This window comes from Streptomyces sp. NPDC030245, assembly GCF_055572995.1.
Genome location: NZ_JBVICF010000015.1, coordinates 136,262 through 149,954, shown reverse-complemented (window position 1 = coordinate 149,954; position 13,693 = coordinate 136,262). Strand labels below are relative to the sequence as shown.

Annotated in this window: 8 protein-coding genes; 3 read left to right on the top strand and 5 right to left on the bottom strand. The window is 70.3% G+C overall.

Going from position 1 to position 13,693, the window contains the following annotated elements; translation table 11 throughout:
* Positions 1 to 26: 26 nt before the first annotated feature.
* On the bottom strand, positions 27 to 2,633 hold the full coding sequence (locus tag ACZ4Z4_RS33590) for a DEAD/DEAH box helicase (protein WP_468336254.1): 2,607 nt from the start codon (positions 2,631 to 2,633) through the stop codon (positions 27 to 29).
* Positions 2,634 to 2,661: 28 nt separating this feature from the next.
* Between ACZ4Z4_RS33590 and ACZ4Z4_RS33585 the strand changes: the two genes are divergently transcribed.
* Positions 2,662 to 3,456 carry a metal-dependent hydrolase gene (locus ACZ4Z4_RS33585; RefSeq protein WP_468335967.1) on the top strand — a complete coding sequence of 265 codons (795 nt, stop codon included), beginning with the start codon at positions 2,662 to 2,664 and terminating at the stop codon, positions 3,454 to 3,456.
* 53 nt (positions 3,457 to 3,509) lie between these two features.
* On the opposite strand, the gene ACZ4Z4_RS33580 is transcribed toward ACZ4Z4_RS33585, so the two are convergent.
* The 4 genes from ACZ4Z4_RS33580 to ACZ4Z4_RS33565 form a co-directional block, all read right to left on the bottom strand.
* On the bottom strand, positions 3,510 to 5,318 hold the full coding sequence (locus ACZ4Z4_RS33580) for an ABC transporter ATP-binding protein (protein ID WP_468335964.1): 1,809 nt from the start codon (positions 5,316 to 5,318) through the stop codon (positions 3,510 to 3,512).
* Complete coding sequence (locus ACZ4Z4_RS33575; protein ID WP_468335961.1) at positions 5,315 to 7,123, bottom strand: ABC transporter ATP-binding protein; 1,809 nt, start codon at positions 7,121 to 7,123, stop codon at positions 5,315 to 5,317. Before ACZ4Z4_RS33575 ends, ACZ4Z4_RS33580 begins: the two co-directional genes overlap by 4 nt.
* Before the next feature lie 126 nt (positions 7,124 to 7,249).
* Complete coding sequence (locus ACZ4Z4_RS33570) at positions 7,250 to 9,031, bottom strand: ABC transporter ATP-binding protein (RefSeq protein WP_468335958.1); 1,782 nt, start codon at positions 9,029 to 9,031, stop codon at positions 7,250 to 7,252.
* Positions 9,028 to 10,980 (bottom strand): ABC transporter transmembrane domain-containing protein, encoded by a 1,953-nt coding sequence (locus ACZ4Z4_RS33565; RefSeq protein WP_468335955.1) that lies wholly within the window; start codon positions 10,978 to 10,980, stop codon positions 9,028 to 9,030. Before ACZ4Z4_RS33565 ends, ACZ4Z4_RS33570 begins: the two co-directional genes overlap by 4 nt.
* Positions 10,981 to 11,189: 209 nt before the next feature.
* On the opposite strand from ACZ4Z4_RS33565, the gene ACZ4Z4_RS33560 reads away from it, so the two are divergent.
* Together ACZ4Z4_RS33560 and ACZ4Z4_RS33555 are read left to right on the top strand one after the other, a co-directional pair.
* The gene (locus ACZ4Z4_RS33560) at positions 11,190 to 11,948 is read left to right on the top strand and encodes a L,D-transpeptidase family protein (RefSeq protein WP_468335952.1); all 759 of its coding nucleotides are present in this window, start codon (positions 11,190 to 11,192) and stop codon (positions 11,946 to 11,948) included.
* Between the two features lie 104 nt (positions 11,949 to 12,052).
* Positions 12,053 to 13,666 carry a peptide-N4-asparagine amidase gene (locus tag ACZ4Z4_RS33555; RefSeq protein ID WP_468335949.1) on the top strand — a complete coding sequence of 538 codons (1,614 nt, stop codon included), beginning with the start codon at positions 12,053 to 12,055 and terminating at the stop codon, positions 13,664 to 13,666.
* Positions 13,667 to 13,693: the final 27 nt, after the last annotated feature.

The window sequence follows — 13,693 nt, the reverse complement described above, 5'->3', positions numbered from 1 at the left end:
CCGGGACACACGGATCCTCGGGGCCCTCAGAGCTGGCCGACGTCCGTGACCCGGACGACGGCACGGCCCTCCTCGTCGGAAGCCGCGAGATCGACCTCCGCGCTGATGCCCCAGTCATGGTCGCCGTTCGGGTCGGCGAACGTCTGCCGGACGCGCCACAGACCGTGCGCAGGATCCTCCTCGATGAGCAACAGCTTGGGCCCGCGGGCATCGGGGCCGGTGCCGAGATCTTCGTACTCGTCCCAGTACTTGTCCATGGCCTCACCCCACGCATCGGCGTCCCAACCGGACTCGGCGTCCAGCTCACCCAGCTCCTCGACGTGGTCGAGGGCGGCCAGCTCGACCCTGCGGAACAGCGCGTTGCGGACCAGGACGCGGAAGGCGCGGGCGTTGGCCGTGACCGGCTTGACCTCGTCGGCCTTCTCCTGCGCCTCCTCCGCCGTCATGACCTCGGGGTTGGCCAGCTGCTCCCACTCGTCGAGGAGGCTGGAGTCGACCTGGCGCACCATTTCGCCGAGCCAGGCGATCAGGTCCTCCAGGTCCTCGGACTTCAGGTCGTCCGGGATGGTGTGTTCCAACGCCTTGTACGCGCTCGCGAGGTAGCGCAGGACGATGCCCTCGGTGCGGGCGAGTTCGTAGAAGGACGTGAATTCCGTGAAGGACAGTGCCCGCTCGTACATGTCGCGGATCACGGACTTCGGGGACAGCGGGTGATCGCCGACCCACGGGTGGCTCGTGCGGTACGTGTTGTACGCGTGGAAGAGCAGCTCCTCCAGAGGCTTCGGGTACGTGATGTCCTGGAGTCGCTCCATCCGCTCCTCGTACTCGACGCCGTCTGCCTTCATCAGCGCCACGGCCTCGCCGCGCGCCTTGTTCTGCTGGGCCGCGAGGATCTGACGCGGGTCGTCGAGAGTGGACTCGACGACGGACACCATGTCCAAGGCGTACGAGGGGGACTCGGGGTCGAGGACTTCGAAGGCGGCGAGGGCGAACGTCGACAAGGGCTGGTTGAGCGCGAAGTCCTGCTGGAGGTCGACGGTCAGACGCACGATGCGGCCCGTCGCGTCCGGCTCGTCGAGTTTCTCCACGACGCCGCCCGCGAGGAGGGAGCGGTAGATCGCGATGGTCCGGCGAATGTGCCGCAGCTGCTGCTTGCGCGGCTCGTGGTTGTCCTCGAGGAGGTGCCGCATCGCCTCGAAGGCGTTGCCGGGCCGGGCGATCACGGACAGCAGCATGGTGTGCGTGACCCGGAACCGGGAGGTCAGCGGCTCAGGCTCCGAGTCGATGAGCTTCTCGAAGGTGCTTTCGGACCAGGCGACGAAGCCCTCGGGTGCCTTCTTGCGGACCACCTTGCGGCGCTTCTTCGCGTCGTCGCCGGCCTTGGCGAGCGCTTTCTCGTTCTCGATGACGTGCTCCGGCGCCTGGGCGACCACGAGCCCTGCCGTGTCAAAGCCCGCACGCCCGGCGCGCCCGGCGATCTGGTGGAACTCCCGCGCGCGCAGAGTGCGGACACGAGTGCCGTCGTACTTCGTGAGGGCGGTGAACAGCACGGTGCGGATCGGGACGTTCACGCCGACGCCGAGGGTGTCGGTACCGCAGATGACCTTGAGGAGGCCCGCCTGGGCGAGCTTCTCCACCAAGCGGCGGTACTTGGGCAGCATGCCGGCGTGGTGCACACCGATTCCATGGCGCACGTAACGCGAGAGGTTGCGGCCGAACTTGGTGGTGAAGCGGAAGTTGCCGATCAGATCGGCGATCTTGTCCTTCTCCTCGCGCGTGCACATGTTGATGCTCATCAGCGACTGTGCGCGCTCGACCGCTTGGGCCTGGGTGAAGTGGACGATGTAGACCGGCGCCTGCTTGGTCTCCAGGAGCTCGGTGAGCGTCTCGGTGATCGGAGTCAGACGGTACTCGTACGACAGCGGCACCGGCCGCGTCGCGGACCGGACGACGGAGGTGGGGCGGCCCGTGCGGCGCGTCAGGTCCTTCTCGAACATGGAGACGTCGCCGAGCGTCGCCGACATGAGGATGAACTGCGCCTGCGGGAGTTCGAGCAGCGGGATCTGCCAGGCCCAGCCGCGATCCGGCTCGGCGTAGAAGTGGAACTCGTCCATCACGACCTGGCCGACATCGGCGTGCTTGCCGTCGCGGAGCGCGATGGAGGCGAGGACCTCGGCCGTGCAGCAGATGACGGGAGCGTCGGCGTTGACCGACGCGTCACCGGTCAGCATGCCGACGTTCTCGGTGCCGAAGAGCTTGCACAGGTCGAAGAACTTCTCCGATACGAGAGCCTTGATCGGCGCCGTGTAGAAGGTGACCTTGTCCTGGGCCAGTGCCGTGAAGTGGGCGCCCGCGGCGACGAGACTCTTGCCGGAGCCGGTCGGCGTGGACAAGATCACGTTCGCCCCGGAGACCACCTCGATCAGTGCCTCCTCCTGGGCCGGGTAGAGGGCGATGCCCTGGTCCTCGGCCCACGACGAGAAAGCTTCGAAGAGGGCATCTGGGTCGGCGTCCGGCGGCAGCTGATCGATAAGGGTCACACCCCCATCTTGCCTTCCTTCCTGCCCGATCACGGAACCGGAGGTATTCAGGAAGATCACGAACGCTACGCTGTGTCGCCAACGGGGCGTCAGAACAATCGAAATGGGGCGGGCAAGACCAATGATGGGACCGGCACACTCACTGTCGGGGGCGGCGGCCTGGCTCGGGGTCGGTGCCGCGGCAGCGGCCGCGGGGCACACCATGCCCTGGCCGGTTCTCCTCGTCGGAGCGCTGATCTGCGCCGGAGCGGCACTCGCACCCGACCTCGACCACAAGTCGGCGACCATCTCGCGGGCCTTCGGGCCGCTCTCCCGGGGACTCTGCGAGATCGTCGACAAACTCTCGTACGCCGTCTACAAGGCGACCCGCAAGCAGGGGGACCCGCGTCGCTCGGGTGGGCACCGCACACTCACGCACACCTGGCTGTGGGCGGTGCTGATAGGGGCGGGCGCGTCGGCCTTGGCGATCTTCGGCGGTCGCTGGGCGGTGCTCGGGATCCTCTTCGTCCATATGGTGCTCGCCATCGAAGGCCTGCTGTGGCGGGCTGCTCGCGGGTCGAGCAGCGATGTCCTGGTGTGGCTGCTCGCCGCGACGAGCGCCTGGATCCTCGCCGGCGTCCTGGACAAGCCGGGCAACGGCTCCGACTGGATGTTCACCGCGCCGGGCCAGGAGTACCTGTGGCTGGGGCTGCCGATCGTGCTCGGCGCGCTGGTGCACGACATCGGGGACGCGCTGACCGTCTCGGGCTGCCCGATCCTGTGGCCCATCCCGATCGGCCGCAAGCGCTGGTACCCCATCGGGCCGCCGAAGGCGATGCGGTTCCGGGCCGGGAGCTGGATCGAGCTCAAGGTGCTGATGCCGGCGTTCATGCTGCTCGGGGGAGTGGGCGGCGCGGCCGCGCTCAACTTCATCTGAGCAGTGACTTCCGTCTGAAGTATGCCCACGCCCACGCCCACACCCACGTCGGCTCAGGCCGTGGACGGGCGCTCGCCGTGCCAGGAGTGCCAGAGGGCGGCGTAGGCGCCGCCGGCTGTCACGAGGTCGTCGTGGGTGCCGAGCTCGGTCACCCGGCCGTCCTCCATGACCGCCACGCGGTCCGCGTCGTGGGCCGTCTGCAGCCGGTGGGCGATGGCGATGACAGTGCGTCCGTGGAGGACGGCGGCGAGGGCCCGTTCCGTGTGCCGTGCTGTCGTCGGGTCCAGGAGCGCGGTGGCCTCGTCCAGGATCAGCGTGTGCGGATCGGCGAGCACGACGCGGGCCAGGGCGAGCTGCTGGGCCTGCGCCCCGTGCAGGCGGTGGCCCCCGGGGCCCAGCTCGGTGTCCAGACCCTCCGGCAGGTCGTCGGACCAGTCGGCGCCCACCGCGGTGAGGGCGGCCTTCAGTTCGACGTCGGTGGCGGTCTCCGCCGCGATGACGAGGTTGTCCCTGAGAGTGCCGAGGAAGACGTGGTGCTCCTGGGTGACGAGGACGACCTGACGGCGCAGCCGATCGGGCGGAAGATCGGCGATCGATACGCCGCCGACGGTCACCGTGCCCTCGGCCGGTGCGTCGATCCCCGCCAGAAGTCGGCTCAGCGTGCTCTTGCCCGCCCCCGAGGGCCCGACGATCGCAAGGCGCTCGCCGGGGTGTACGGAGAGGTCGACGCCGTGCAGGACGTCGGCGGAGCCGCTGTAGGCGAAGCGCACGCCCTTGACCTCGATGCGGTCGTCCTCAGGGGTGTCGCCGTGGGGGAGAAGGGGAGTGGTGGCGCCGGTGGAACCTGTCGGGGCGGTGGCCAGGCCCTCGACCCGGGCGAAGGAGGCGCCGCTGCTCTGCAACTGCTCCACCTGCTGGAGGATCGTGTCCAGCGGCTGGGAGAGCTGCTGCAGGTAGAGGGCCGAAGCGACCACCGTGCCCAGGCTCACGGAGCCCTGGTCGTGGAGGATCCCGCCGAGGAGCAGTACGGCGACGACCGGGACGGCGTACGAAACGTCGATGGAGGGGAAGAGGACGCTGCGCAGGAACAGTGTCCGGTCGTGGGCGGCGACGCACCGCCCGATCTCCGCCTCACTGTCCGCGACACGACGCTCGCGCAGACGCAGGGCCTCGACGGTGCGGGCCCCGGAGGCCGTGGCGGCGAGTACCTCGGCCAGTGCGGAGTGGGCCGTTCCCTGCTCGAGGTAGGCGGAGTGCGCACGGCGCAGGTACCAGCGGGTGGCGAACCAGATGCCGGTGAGGCCGACGACACCGCAGACACCGAGCAGCGGGTTCAGCAGAAAGACCGCACCGAGGATGAACAACGCCTGCACGGCAGCAACGAAGACATCCGGCCCGGTGTCGCGCAGCATCTGCCCTGCGGTCGCGACGTCGGTGGTGCCGCGCGCCGTCAGATCGCCTGCTCCGGCCCGTTCCACGACGGACGCCGGCAGGGCGAGGGCCCGGTCGACGAACTGCTCACGAATGCGGGCGAGAGTCCGCTCGCCGAAGCGATGGGCGAGGTAGCGGGCGTGGCGTGCCAGCAGCAGCTGGGCGACGGCGCCGACGAGGATGCCGAGCGCGAGGCGGTCGACGGCGTCGACACCTCCGCCGTCCCTGACCGTGTTGATGATGCGCCCGAGGAGCCAGGGGCCGGTGAGCCCCGCTGCCGCGGCAAGCGCATTGAAGACGATCATCGTGATGAAGGCGCCGGTGTCCTGCCGGATGAGCCGGAGGGCGGCACGTCGGACCTGGCGGCGGTCGGCCACGGGGAGGTGCCCCATCTCGGCACCGGCCGTGTCGTCGCGGCGGGGCGGCGTCATCGGAGGGCCTCATGAGTCGGCTCGGCGGGAGGTCGAAAGCGCTTCTGTCCCTGTGGCGTGTGCTGTTCCTTCGCCTCGTCGCCTTCTTCGGTCCCGCGCGACACCAGGTGCCGGTAGCCCGGATGGCCTGCCAGCAGGTCGGCGTGGCGGCCGACGGCGCTCACGCGGCCGTCCTCCAGGTAGTACACGGTGTCGGCTTGGTCGAGGACGAGGGGAGATGTGCTGGTGACAAGGGTGGTGCGTCCGTCGCGGGCGGCGCGGAGGCGGGACGCCATGTTCGCTTCGGTGTGGGCGTCGACCGCCGATGTCGGTTCGACGGCAAGGAGCACCTCGGGGTCGGCGAGGAGGGCCCGTGCCAGGCGGATGCGCTGGCGTTGGCCACCGGAGAGGTTGCGGCCCTGCGCGTCGAGGAGGGCATCGAGTCCGTCCGGGAGGCCGAGGACGATGTCGCCGGCCATGGCCGCCTCCACTGCGAGGGTGATGGCGTTCTCGTCCGGAGCCCCTCGGCCGGAAGCGGCGGCGCGCAAGGTACCGGCGAAGAGGTCCGCTTCGTTGTCCGCCACCAGGATCCGGGCACGCACCTCGTCCAGCGCGACGGCGTCGAGGCGGACCGAACCCCATGTGACGGAGGAGGGAGCGAAGCGGCCGAGCCGATCGACGATCTCCGTGCCGTCGGACGCACGAGCGCTGACGAGTGCGGTGAGGAGCCCGGGGGCGACCTCGACGCCGGACGCGGGATCGCGCAGCACGGACGGTTTCTCGGGGCCGGGGCCGGGGCCCGGGTCGGTGGCAGGGCCACCTTCACTCTCCCAGCCCTGCGGCTCCAAGTTCAGGAAGTCGACGACCCGACGCGCGGCCACGAGCCCTCGGCCGATGTCGTAGCTGCCCTCGATCAAGCTCGTCACCGGCACCACGAGCACGGCGACGTACCCGTAGATAGCCACCAACTCGCCGACAGTAATGGTGCCCTGAGCGGCCATGCGTGCGGCGAGCCACGTCACAGCGGCCAGGAACAGGGTGGGCAGGCCGAGACCGAAGGCCTGGATCCAGCTCATGCTCGACCCGACCCGGTAGCCCTCGTCCCGCAGGCGGCGCGAGCCCTCGCGGTAACGGGCCGCGAACACTCCCTTGCCCCCGAGGCCGTTGAGGACACGGAGCCCGCCCGCGAGGTCCCCGAGCGTCGCGGCGAGTGCACCTTGGCGCTCCCGGTAGGCCGTCTCGGCGCCTTGCAACCGGCTGAGGAACGGCCCGATCAGTACGGCGAGCAGCGGCACGCCGACCAGCACCACCACAGCGAGCAACGTGGAGACGGACAGCAGCAGCGCGGCCACCACGAAGTAGGCGATCACCGAGCCCACGCCCGGCCCGGTCACAGTGAGGGTCTGGCTGATCACTCCCACGTCCGAGTGGCCGATCGTGACGACCTCACCGGCCGAGATGCGGCGGGGCAGCGCGGCGCCGAGCCGGGTCGCGTGGTCGACCACGACTCGCACGGTACGGAAGTAGGCATCGAGGCGGATCCGGGTCATGGTGCGATGCCGCATGATCGCCAGCCAGGCGTTCAGGACTCCGATGCCGAACAGGGCCGCGCACCAGCTCACCAGAGCGGACCGGTCACCCGCCCGCAGTCCGTCGTCGATGGCGCGCGACAGGACGTACGGGGGGAGCGTCAGGCAGACCATCCACGCGCTGCCCAACACGGCTCCGGCGGCCACACGGCGAGGCTGGCTGACGGTCACCCACCAGAGGTAGCGGACGGGCCCACGCCGATCGGGGATGCCGGGTTCCGTGGACGATGCAGCCATCCACGAACCCTAACTGCCCCTGCCGGAGAGCCAGTAGGGGCCCCTGTGTCCAGGGAGTCCACCTCCCTGTACGTCGAGCATGCCTCCCCACACACCCAGCCCGCCCCCCCGTACACCCACCCCCTCCTACCCGTGCCAGGACCGCCACAGCGCCGCGTACGCGCCGTCCGCCGCCACCAACTGGTCGTGGCTGCCCAGTTCGCTGATCCGGCCGCTCTCGACCACCGCGATGACGTCGGCGTCATGTGCGGTATGCAGCCGGTGGGCGATCGCCACGACCGTGCGGCCGTCCAGGACGCGGGCGAGGGAGCGCTCCAAGTGCCGTGCCGCGCGCGGGTCGAGGAGCGAGGTCGCCTCGTCCAGGACGAGCGTGTGCGGGTCGGCGAGGACCAGTCGCGCCAGGGCGATCTGCTGGGCCTGCGCGGGTGTCAGCGCGAATCCGCCCGAGCCGACCTCGGTGTCCAGGCCCTCGTCGAGGCCACGCGCCCAGTCGGCCGCGTCGACCGCACCGAGTGCGGCCCACAGTTCGGCGTCCCGCGCGCCGGTTCTGGCGAGGAGGAGGTTGTCGCGCAGAGTGCCCACGAAGACGTGGTGTTCCTGGTTGACCAGCGCCACATGGGCGCGCACCGCCTCCGCGGGCATGTCCGACAGCGCGGCGCCGCCCAGAGTGACGCGACCGGTGCGAGGTCCGTAGATCCCGGCGAGAAGCCTGCCCAAGGTCGACTTGCCCGCGCCCGAGGGGCCGACCAGCGCGACACGCGAGCCGGGTTCGACGGCGAGAGACACCTCGCGGAGCACGTCGACGCCCGCGCGATACCCGAAGTGGACGTCGTCGGCGAGGACATGTCGTCCCTCCGGAGCCACGGAGGGGTCGCCCGCGTCCGGCTCGATGTCACGCACACCGACGAGCCGGGCCAGCGACACCTGCGCGACCTGAAGTTCGTCGTACCACCTGAGGATGATCCCCAGCGGGTCGACGAGCATCTGCGCGATCAGGACCCCCGTGGTCAGTTGGCCGACGCCGATCCAGCCCTGGAGGACGAAGACTCCGCCGATCATCAGTGTCGAGCAGAGCACCGTCGTGTGGGTGAGGTTGAGCACCGGGAAGAGGACCGACCGCAGATAGAGGGTGTACCGCTCCCAAGCGGTCCATTCCGCGATGCGGCGCTCCGACAGTTCGACGCGGCGCTGGCCGAGGCGGTGGGCCTCCACCGTGCGCCCCGCGTCGACGGTCTCGGTGAGGGCGGCGGCCACGGCGGCGTATCCGGCGGCCTCCGAACGGTAGGCGGAGGGAGCCCGCTTGAAGTACCAGCGGCAGCCCACGACGAGAAGGGGCACGGCGACGAGCACGGCGGGTGCGAGCGGCGGCGCGGTCACGACGAGCCCGCCGAGCAGCAGCACCACCCACACCACGCCGATGGCGAGCTGCGGCACGGCCTCACGCATGGCATTGGCCAGTCGGTCGATGTCAGTGGTGATGCGCGACAGCAGGTCGCCGGTACCGGCCCGTTCCAGGACGCCGGGCGGCAGCCCGACGGAGCGCACGAGGAAGTCCTCCCGCAGGTCCGCGAGCATCCGCTCGCCGAGCATCGCGCCGCGCAGCCGCACCTCGCGCACGAAGAAGGCCTGCACGAGGAGGGCCACGGCGAACAGTCCGATGGTGAGTTCGAGGTGGAGGTCCCGTGCGTCGTCGGAGACCTTCTCGACCAAGCCGCCGAGGAGATAGGGGCCGACCATCGAGGCGATGACGGCGAGCGTGTTCACCAGGATGAGCAGGAGGAAGGACCGGCGGTGGCGCTGGAACAGTTCGCGAACGTAGTCGCGCACGGTCGTGGCCGAGCCGATGGGCAGGGTCTCCGCCGTCGTGGGGGCCGCCGGATCATATGCCGGGGGCGCCAGGCCGATCATGCCGTCTCCTCGATGTCGAAGTTCGTCAGGCCGTCAGAGAGGGCCGGGCCCGCCAGAGCCTCCGCGGCGACGCGATCAGCGTGTTCTGCGCGATCTTCGTGTTCAGCACGATCTGCGCGTTCGGCGTGTTCGGCGCGTTCGCTGTCGGTCTCGCGGGTCACGACCGCGCGGTACCGCGGCTCGCTGTGCATCAGTTCGCGGTGTTCGCCTACCGCCGCGACTTCGCCGTCGGCCAGGAAGACGACACGCTCGGCACGGTCGAGGAGTAGAGGTGACGAGGTGAGGACCACGGTGGTGCGTCCCCGGCGCAGTTGCCGGATGCCATCGGCGACCCGGGCTTCGGTGTGCGAGTCCACGGCCGACGTCGGCTCGTCGAGTACCAGAGCCTCGGGGTCGGTGACCAGGGAGCGGGCCAGAGCGAGGCGCTGGCGCTGGCCTCCGGAGAGGGAGCGGCCGCGTTCCGTGAGGTGGGCGGCCATCGGGTCGTCGTCCACCGACGCCTGCGCGAGTGCGTCCAGGACGTCGGAGCACTGCGCCGCGGCCAGCGCCTCCTCGGGGCTGACCGCGCCCGAGGCCGGTACGTCGAGGAGGGCGCTCAGGGTTCCGGAGAGCAGGACGGGGTCCTTGTCCTGGACCAGGACGGCGGTGCGGGCGGCGGCCAGCGGCAGGTCGTCGAGCGGTACGTCTCCGAGACGTACGGACGGCAGGCCCGCGGCGTCGTCGAACGCGGGGTGTCCGCCGAGCCGTTCGGCGAGCCGTCCCGCCTCGTCGGGGTCGCCGCACACCACGGCGGTCAGGCGACCCGCCGGGGCGAGCAGGCCCGTCGCCGGGTCGTACAGGTCACCGGAAGGCGCAGGCGAGCCACCCGCCGAAGACTCCGCCGAACCTTCCGCCAAGGACGCCACATTCACATCACCGGAGGCCTCCTCCCCGGAGTCCGCACCCCTCGGCGCCGTCCGCTCCAGAGCGAGGACCCGGGCCGCTCGCTTCGCGGAGGGACGGGAGAAGGAGTACGCCATGGCGATCTCCTCGAAGTGCCGCAGCGGGTAGTTGAGCATCATGATGGCGCTGTAGACGGTGACGAGTTCGCCCACCGTGACGCGGCCCTCGCGAGCGAGGTGCACGCCGTGCCAGACGACCGCGATCAGCAGCAGCCCCGGCATCAGGATCTGGATCGCCGAGATGACGGCCCACATCCGGGCGCTACGCACCGCGGCCGTGCGGACCTCCTGCGAGGCACGGCGGTAGCGGTCGAGGAAGAGTTCCTCGCCGCCGATGCCGCGCAGCACCCGCAGCCCGGCGACGGTGTCCGACGCCAGTTCGGTGGCCCGCCCCGCCTTCTCGCGCTGGAAGTCGGCCCGGCGCGTGGCGCGGGGCAGCAGCGGGAGCACGGCCATCGCGAGCACCGGAATGCCGACAGCGACGACGACGCCGAGGGCGGGTTGGTAGACGACGAGACCGACGCAGACCAGGACGACCGTGAGCGCGGCCGCCGCGAACCGCGACAGCGCCTCCACGAACCAGCCGATCTTCTCGACGTCACCGGTGGAGACGGCCACGACCTCACCGGCGGCGACGCGCCGGGTCAGCGCGGAGCCGAGCGCGGCGGTCTTGCGTGCGAGCAGCTGCTGCACGCGCGCCGCGGCCGTGATCCAGTTGGTGACCGCGGTGCGGTGCAGCATGGTGTCGCCCACCGCGATGCCGATGCCGAGCAGACCGATCAGCGCGCCCGCCAGAGCGAGTCGTCCGCCGGAGCGATCGAGCACGGCCTCGACGGCGACGCCGACCATGTAGGGCAGGCCCGCGATGGAGCTGAAGTGCAGCAGACCCCAGGCGAGGGACTTGAGCTGCCCGCCGAGCTGGTTGCGGCCCAGCCACAGCAGGAAGCGCGGTCCCGACCGGACGTCAGGTACGCCGGGGTCGGTATACGGAAGGTCGCGAATCTGCATGATGTCCCAGGACTAGGTGGACGAGGTGCGGCGGCGTCGCCCCGACGAGAGCTCGAAGGAGCGGACGGCGGTTACAAACCGTGAAAGGTTCGCGTCGTGCGGTGGTGGGAAGCAAACGGTTTTCCGCCCTGGGGTAAAGAATCGGCCCGGTCCCGGCGTGCGCCGTGGCGCTGGCCGGGGGAGTGCGGAGCGGGTGCGACCATGGACGGATGCGAATAGCGGGTGGGATACGTGTGGTGGTCGCGGCAGCGGCCTGCGGTGTTCTTCTGACGTCCTGCGCGAGTGGGAACGACGACGGTCCGCGTAAGGGCGACGCCGGCGCGGAGCACGGCAAGGGTGCGGGAGATGGCCAAGGCGACCGGGCCGGGGCCGGCGACCCACGGCGTATTCCGGACGTCGGCGACCGGCTGCAGGCCGAGATCCCGCGGAATTCCCGTCAGGTCGTGGCTGTCTACGGCGACGGTGAGGACTCGGCGAAGTCGACCGTCGTGCTCTACACGAAGTCGGGCAGCAAGGACACCACCTGGGAGAAGGCCCGCAGCTGGCCGGCGCACAACGGCAAGAAGGGCTGGACCACCGACCATCGAGAGAACGACAAGCGCAGCCCGGTAGGTGTGTTCACGCTCTCCGACGCAGGCGGCGTCCTCGCGGACCCCGGGGCCAAGTTCCCCTACACGCAGTCGGTGTCCATGCAGGCCCCGCACTACTGGCCCAAGACGCACTGGCACGACTTCGACTACGTCATCGCCATCGACTACAACCGCGCCAAGGGCACCCCGCCGAACGACCCGACGCGCCCGCAGGGTCAGGCCAAGGGCGGCAGCATCTGGCTGCACATGGACCACGGCAGCGGTACCTCGGGCTGCGTGAGCCTGTCCAAGGCGGGCATGAAGTACCTGCTGCGCACGCTCGATCCGAAGCAGCACCCGGTCGTGGTGATGGGCGACAGGACGAACCTACGGGCCTGAACCGGATGCGGGACAGCAGGAGAGAGCAAAAGGCGGGGGACCAGGAGGCTGAGGCAGCGGCGGCACCATTGCGGTGATCGGCGACCGCCCCATAGAAAACCTCCATGAGAAGACGCGTCATGTCCATGCTCGCCGGGGCGGCCCTCGCGGCGAGCACTCTCCTCGGCGCCGGTCCGGCCGCGGCCGCCACGCCCCCACCGGAGTTCGGGAACGACTGGCACGACCCGGTCACCGCAGCACCGCCCGTGCCGAAACCGCCTGCCAAGTCCTGTGAAGTGACGGTCGCCGAAGCGCAGTTCAAGGACTTCACACCGTACAAGGGTGACTACGCCCCTCCGGAGAAGTGCGGCAAGGGCGACTGGGCCAAGGTGGTCCTGCGCCTCGACGGAAAGGTCAAGGGGCGTCAGTACGACCGTCTGGGCTACCTCCGCATCGGCGGTGTCGAAGTCTTCCGTACGTCGACTCCGCAGCCGTCCGTCGACGGCATCACGTGGTCCGTGGAGAAGGACGTGACGCGGTACAGCGACACGCTGGCCCGCGCCCAGCACGTCGAGATGCTCATCGGGAACGTCGTCAACGAGACCTACACCGGGATCATCGACGTCAAGGTGAAGCTGACGTTCTATCAGCGGCCGAAGGCGGCTGCCGCCTCCAGCGAGACGCCCGACCGGATCATCCCCCTCGGCGAGGGCGCCACCGGCACCACCCTCACCACCCCGCGCAACAGCGAACGCATCATCGCCGAGGTGTACGCCACGGGCTCCGGCGGCGGCTGCGAGGAGTACTGGTACCTGACCGTGCCCGACGCCGCGCCCTACTCCTGCAAGGCTGACAACGGCCCCTACCGCGAGGTGCAGGTCAAGGTCGACGGCCGGCTCGCGGGCATCGCCGCGCCGTTCCCGACCGTGTGGACCGGCGGCTGGTCCAACCCCTTCCTCTGGTACGTGATCCCGGGGCCGCGCGCCTTCGACATCAAGCCCATCGAGTACGACCTGACCCCCTTCGCGGGCATCCTCAACGACGGCCGCCCGCACCGGGTGGAGGTCTCCGCCGCAGGCGTCCCCGAGGCGACGACCGGCTGGAGCACGCCGGTCAACGTTCTGGTCTGGCAGGACGAGAAGAGCGACCACGTCACGGGCCGACTGACACGCCACAAGGAGGGCGACCTCGCCAACAAGTCGACGTACACACCCGGTTCGGGCGACGCGGCACACCGGCTCGACACGGAGGGCGGGCACCGGCTCAGCGTTTCGGGGTATGTGAACACCTCGCACGGCCGCGTCGCGACGACCGTGACGCGCGCCCTCGCGAACACGTCCGTCCACCGCTGGACCGACGGCGAGTCGACGGACGCGCTCAAGGCCACCTGGACCGACCGCGAGACGGTCACGACGGGCCATCGCGCCGCGCGCACCGACCGGACGTACACCATGGACGGCACCACGACGCTCGGGGCGGGCGACCGGCTGCGGACCGAGATCTCCCTCGGGGACCGCGCCGAGAGGGCCACGCAACGGGGCGACCGGCGCACCGGCTGGTCGGTGTTGGACGACCGTTATGACGGCGACGCGACGTACACCGCCAATGTCCCGCGTGATCAGCGGCACGCCGTCGGCACGTCGCGCGAGCGCTACCGGCTGGTCGGCGACACGGGCTGCTACGACCGGACCCTCTCCACCGTCCAGGGAACCCTGACGGAGGACCGCCGACGCTGCTGACCGGCGTAGCTCCCCAGCAGGCCCGGT

What these genes read in the sequence shown, in the direction of transcription:
- ACZ4Z4_RS33585 (WP_468335967.1), top strand. Translation starts at nt 2,662, where the DNA reads ATGATGGGACCGGCACACTCACTGTCGGGGGCGGCGGCCTGGCTCGGG.
- ACZ4Z4_RS33580 (WP_468335964.1), bottom strand. Translation starts at nt 5,318, where the DNA reads ATGACGCCGCCCCGCCGCGACGACACGGCCGGTGCCGAGATGGGGCAC.
- ACZ4Z4_RS33575 (WP_468335961.1), bottom strand. Translation starts at nt 7,123, where the DNA reads ATGGCTGCATCGTCCACGGAACCCGGCATCCCCGATCGGCGTGGGCCC.
- ACZ4Z4_RS33570 (WP_468335958.1), bottom strand. Translation starts at nt 9,031, where the DNA reads ATGATCGGCCTGGCGCCCCCGGCATATGATCCGGCGGCCCCCACGACG.
- ACZ4Z4_RS33565 (WP_468335955.1), bottom strand. Translation starts at nt 10,980, where the DNA reads ATGCAGATTCGCGACCTTCCGTATACCGACCCCGGCGTACCTGACGTC.
- ACZ4Z4_RS33560 (WP_468335952.1), top strand. Translation starts at nt 11,190, where the DNA reads ATGCGAATAGCGGGTGGGATACGTGTGGTGGTCGCGGCAGCGGCCTGC.
- ACZ4Z4_RS33555 (WP_468335949.1), top strand. Translation starts at nt 12,053, where the DNA reads ATGAGAAGACGCGTCATGTCCATGCTCGCCGGGGCGGCCCTCGCGGCG.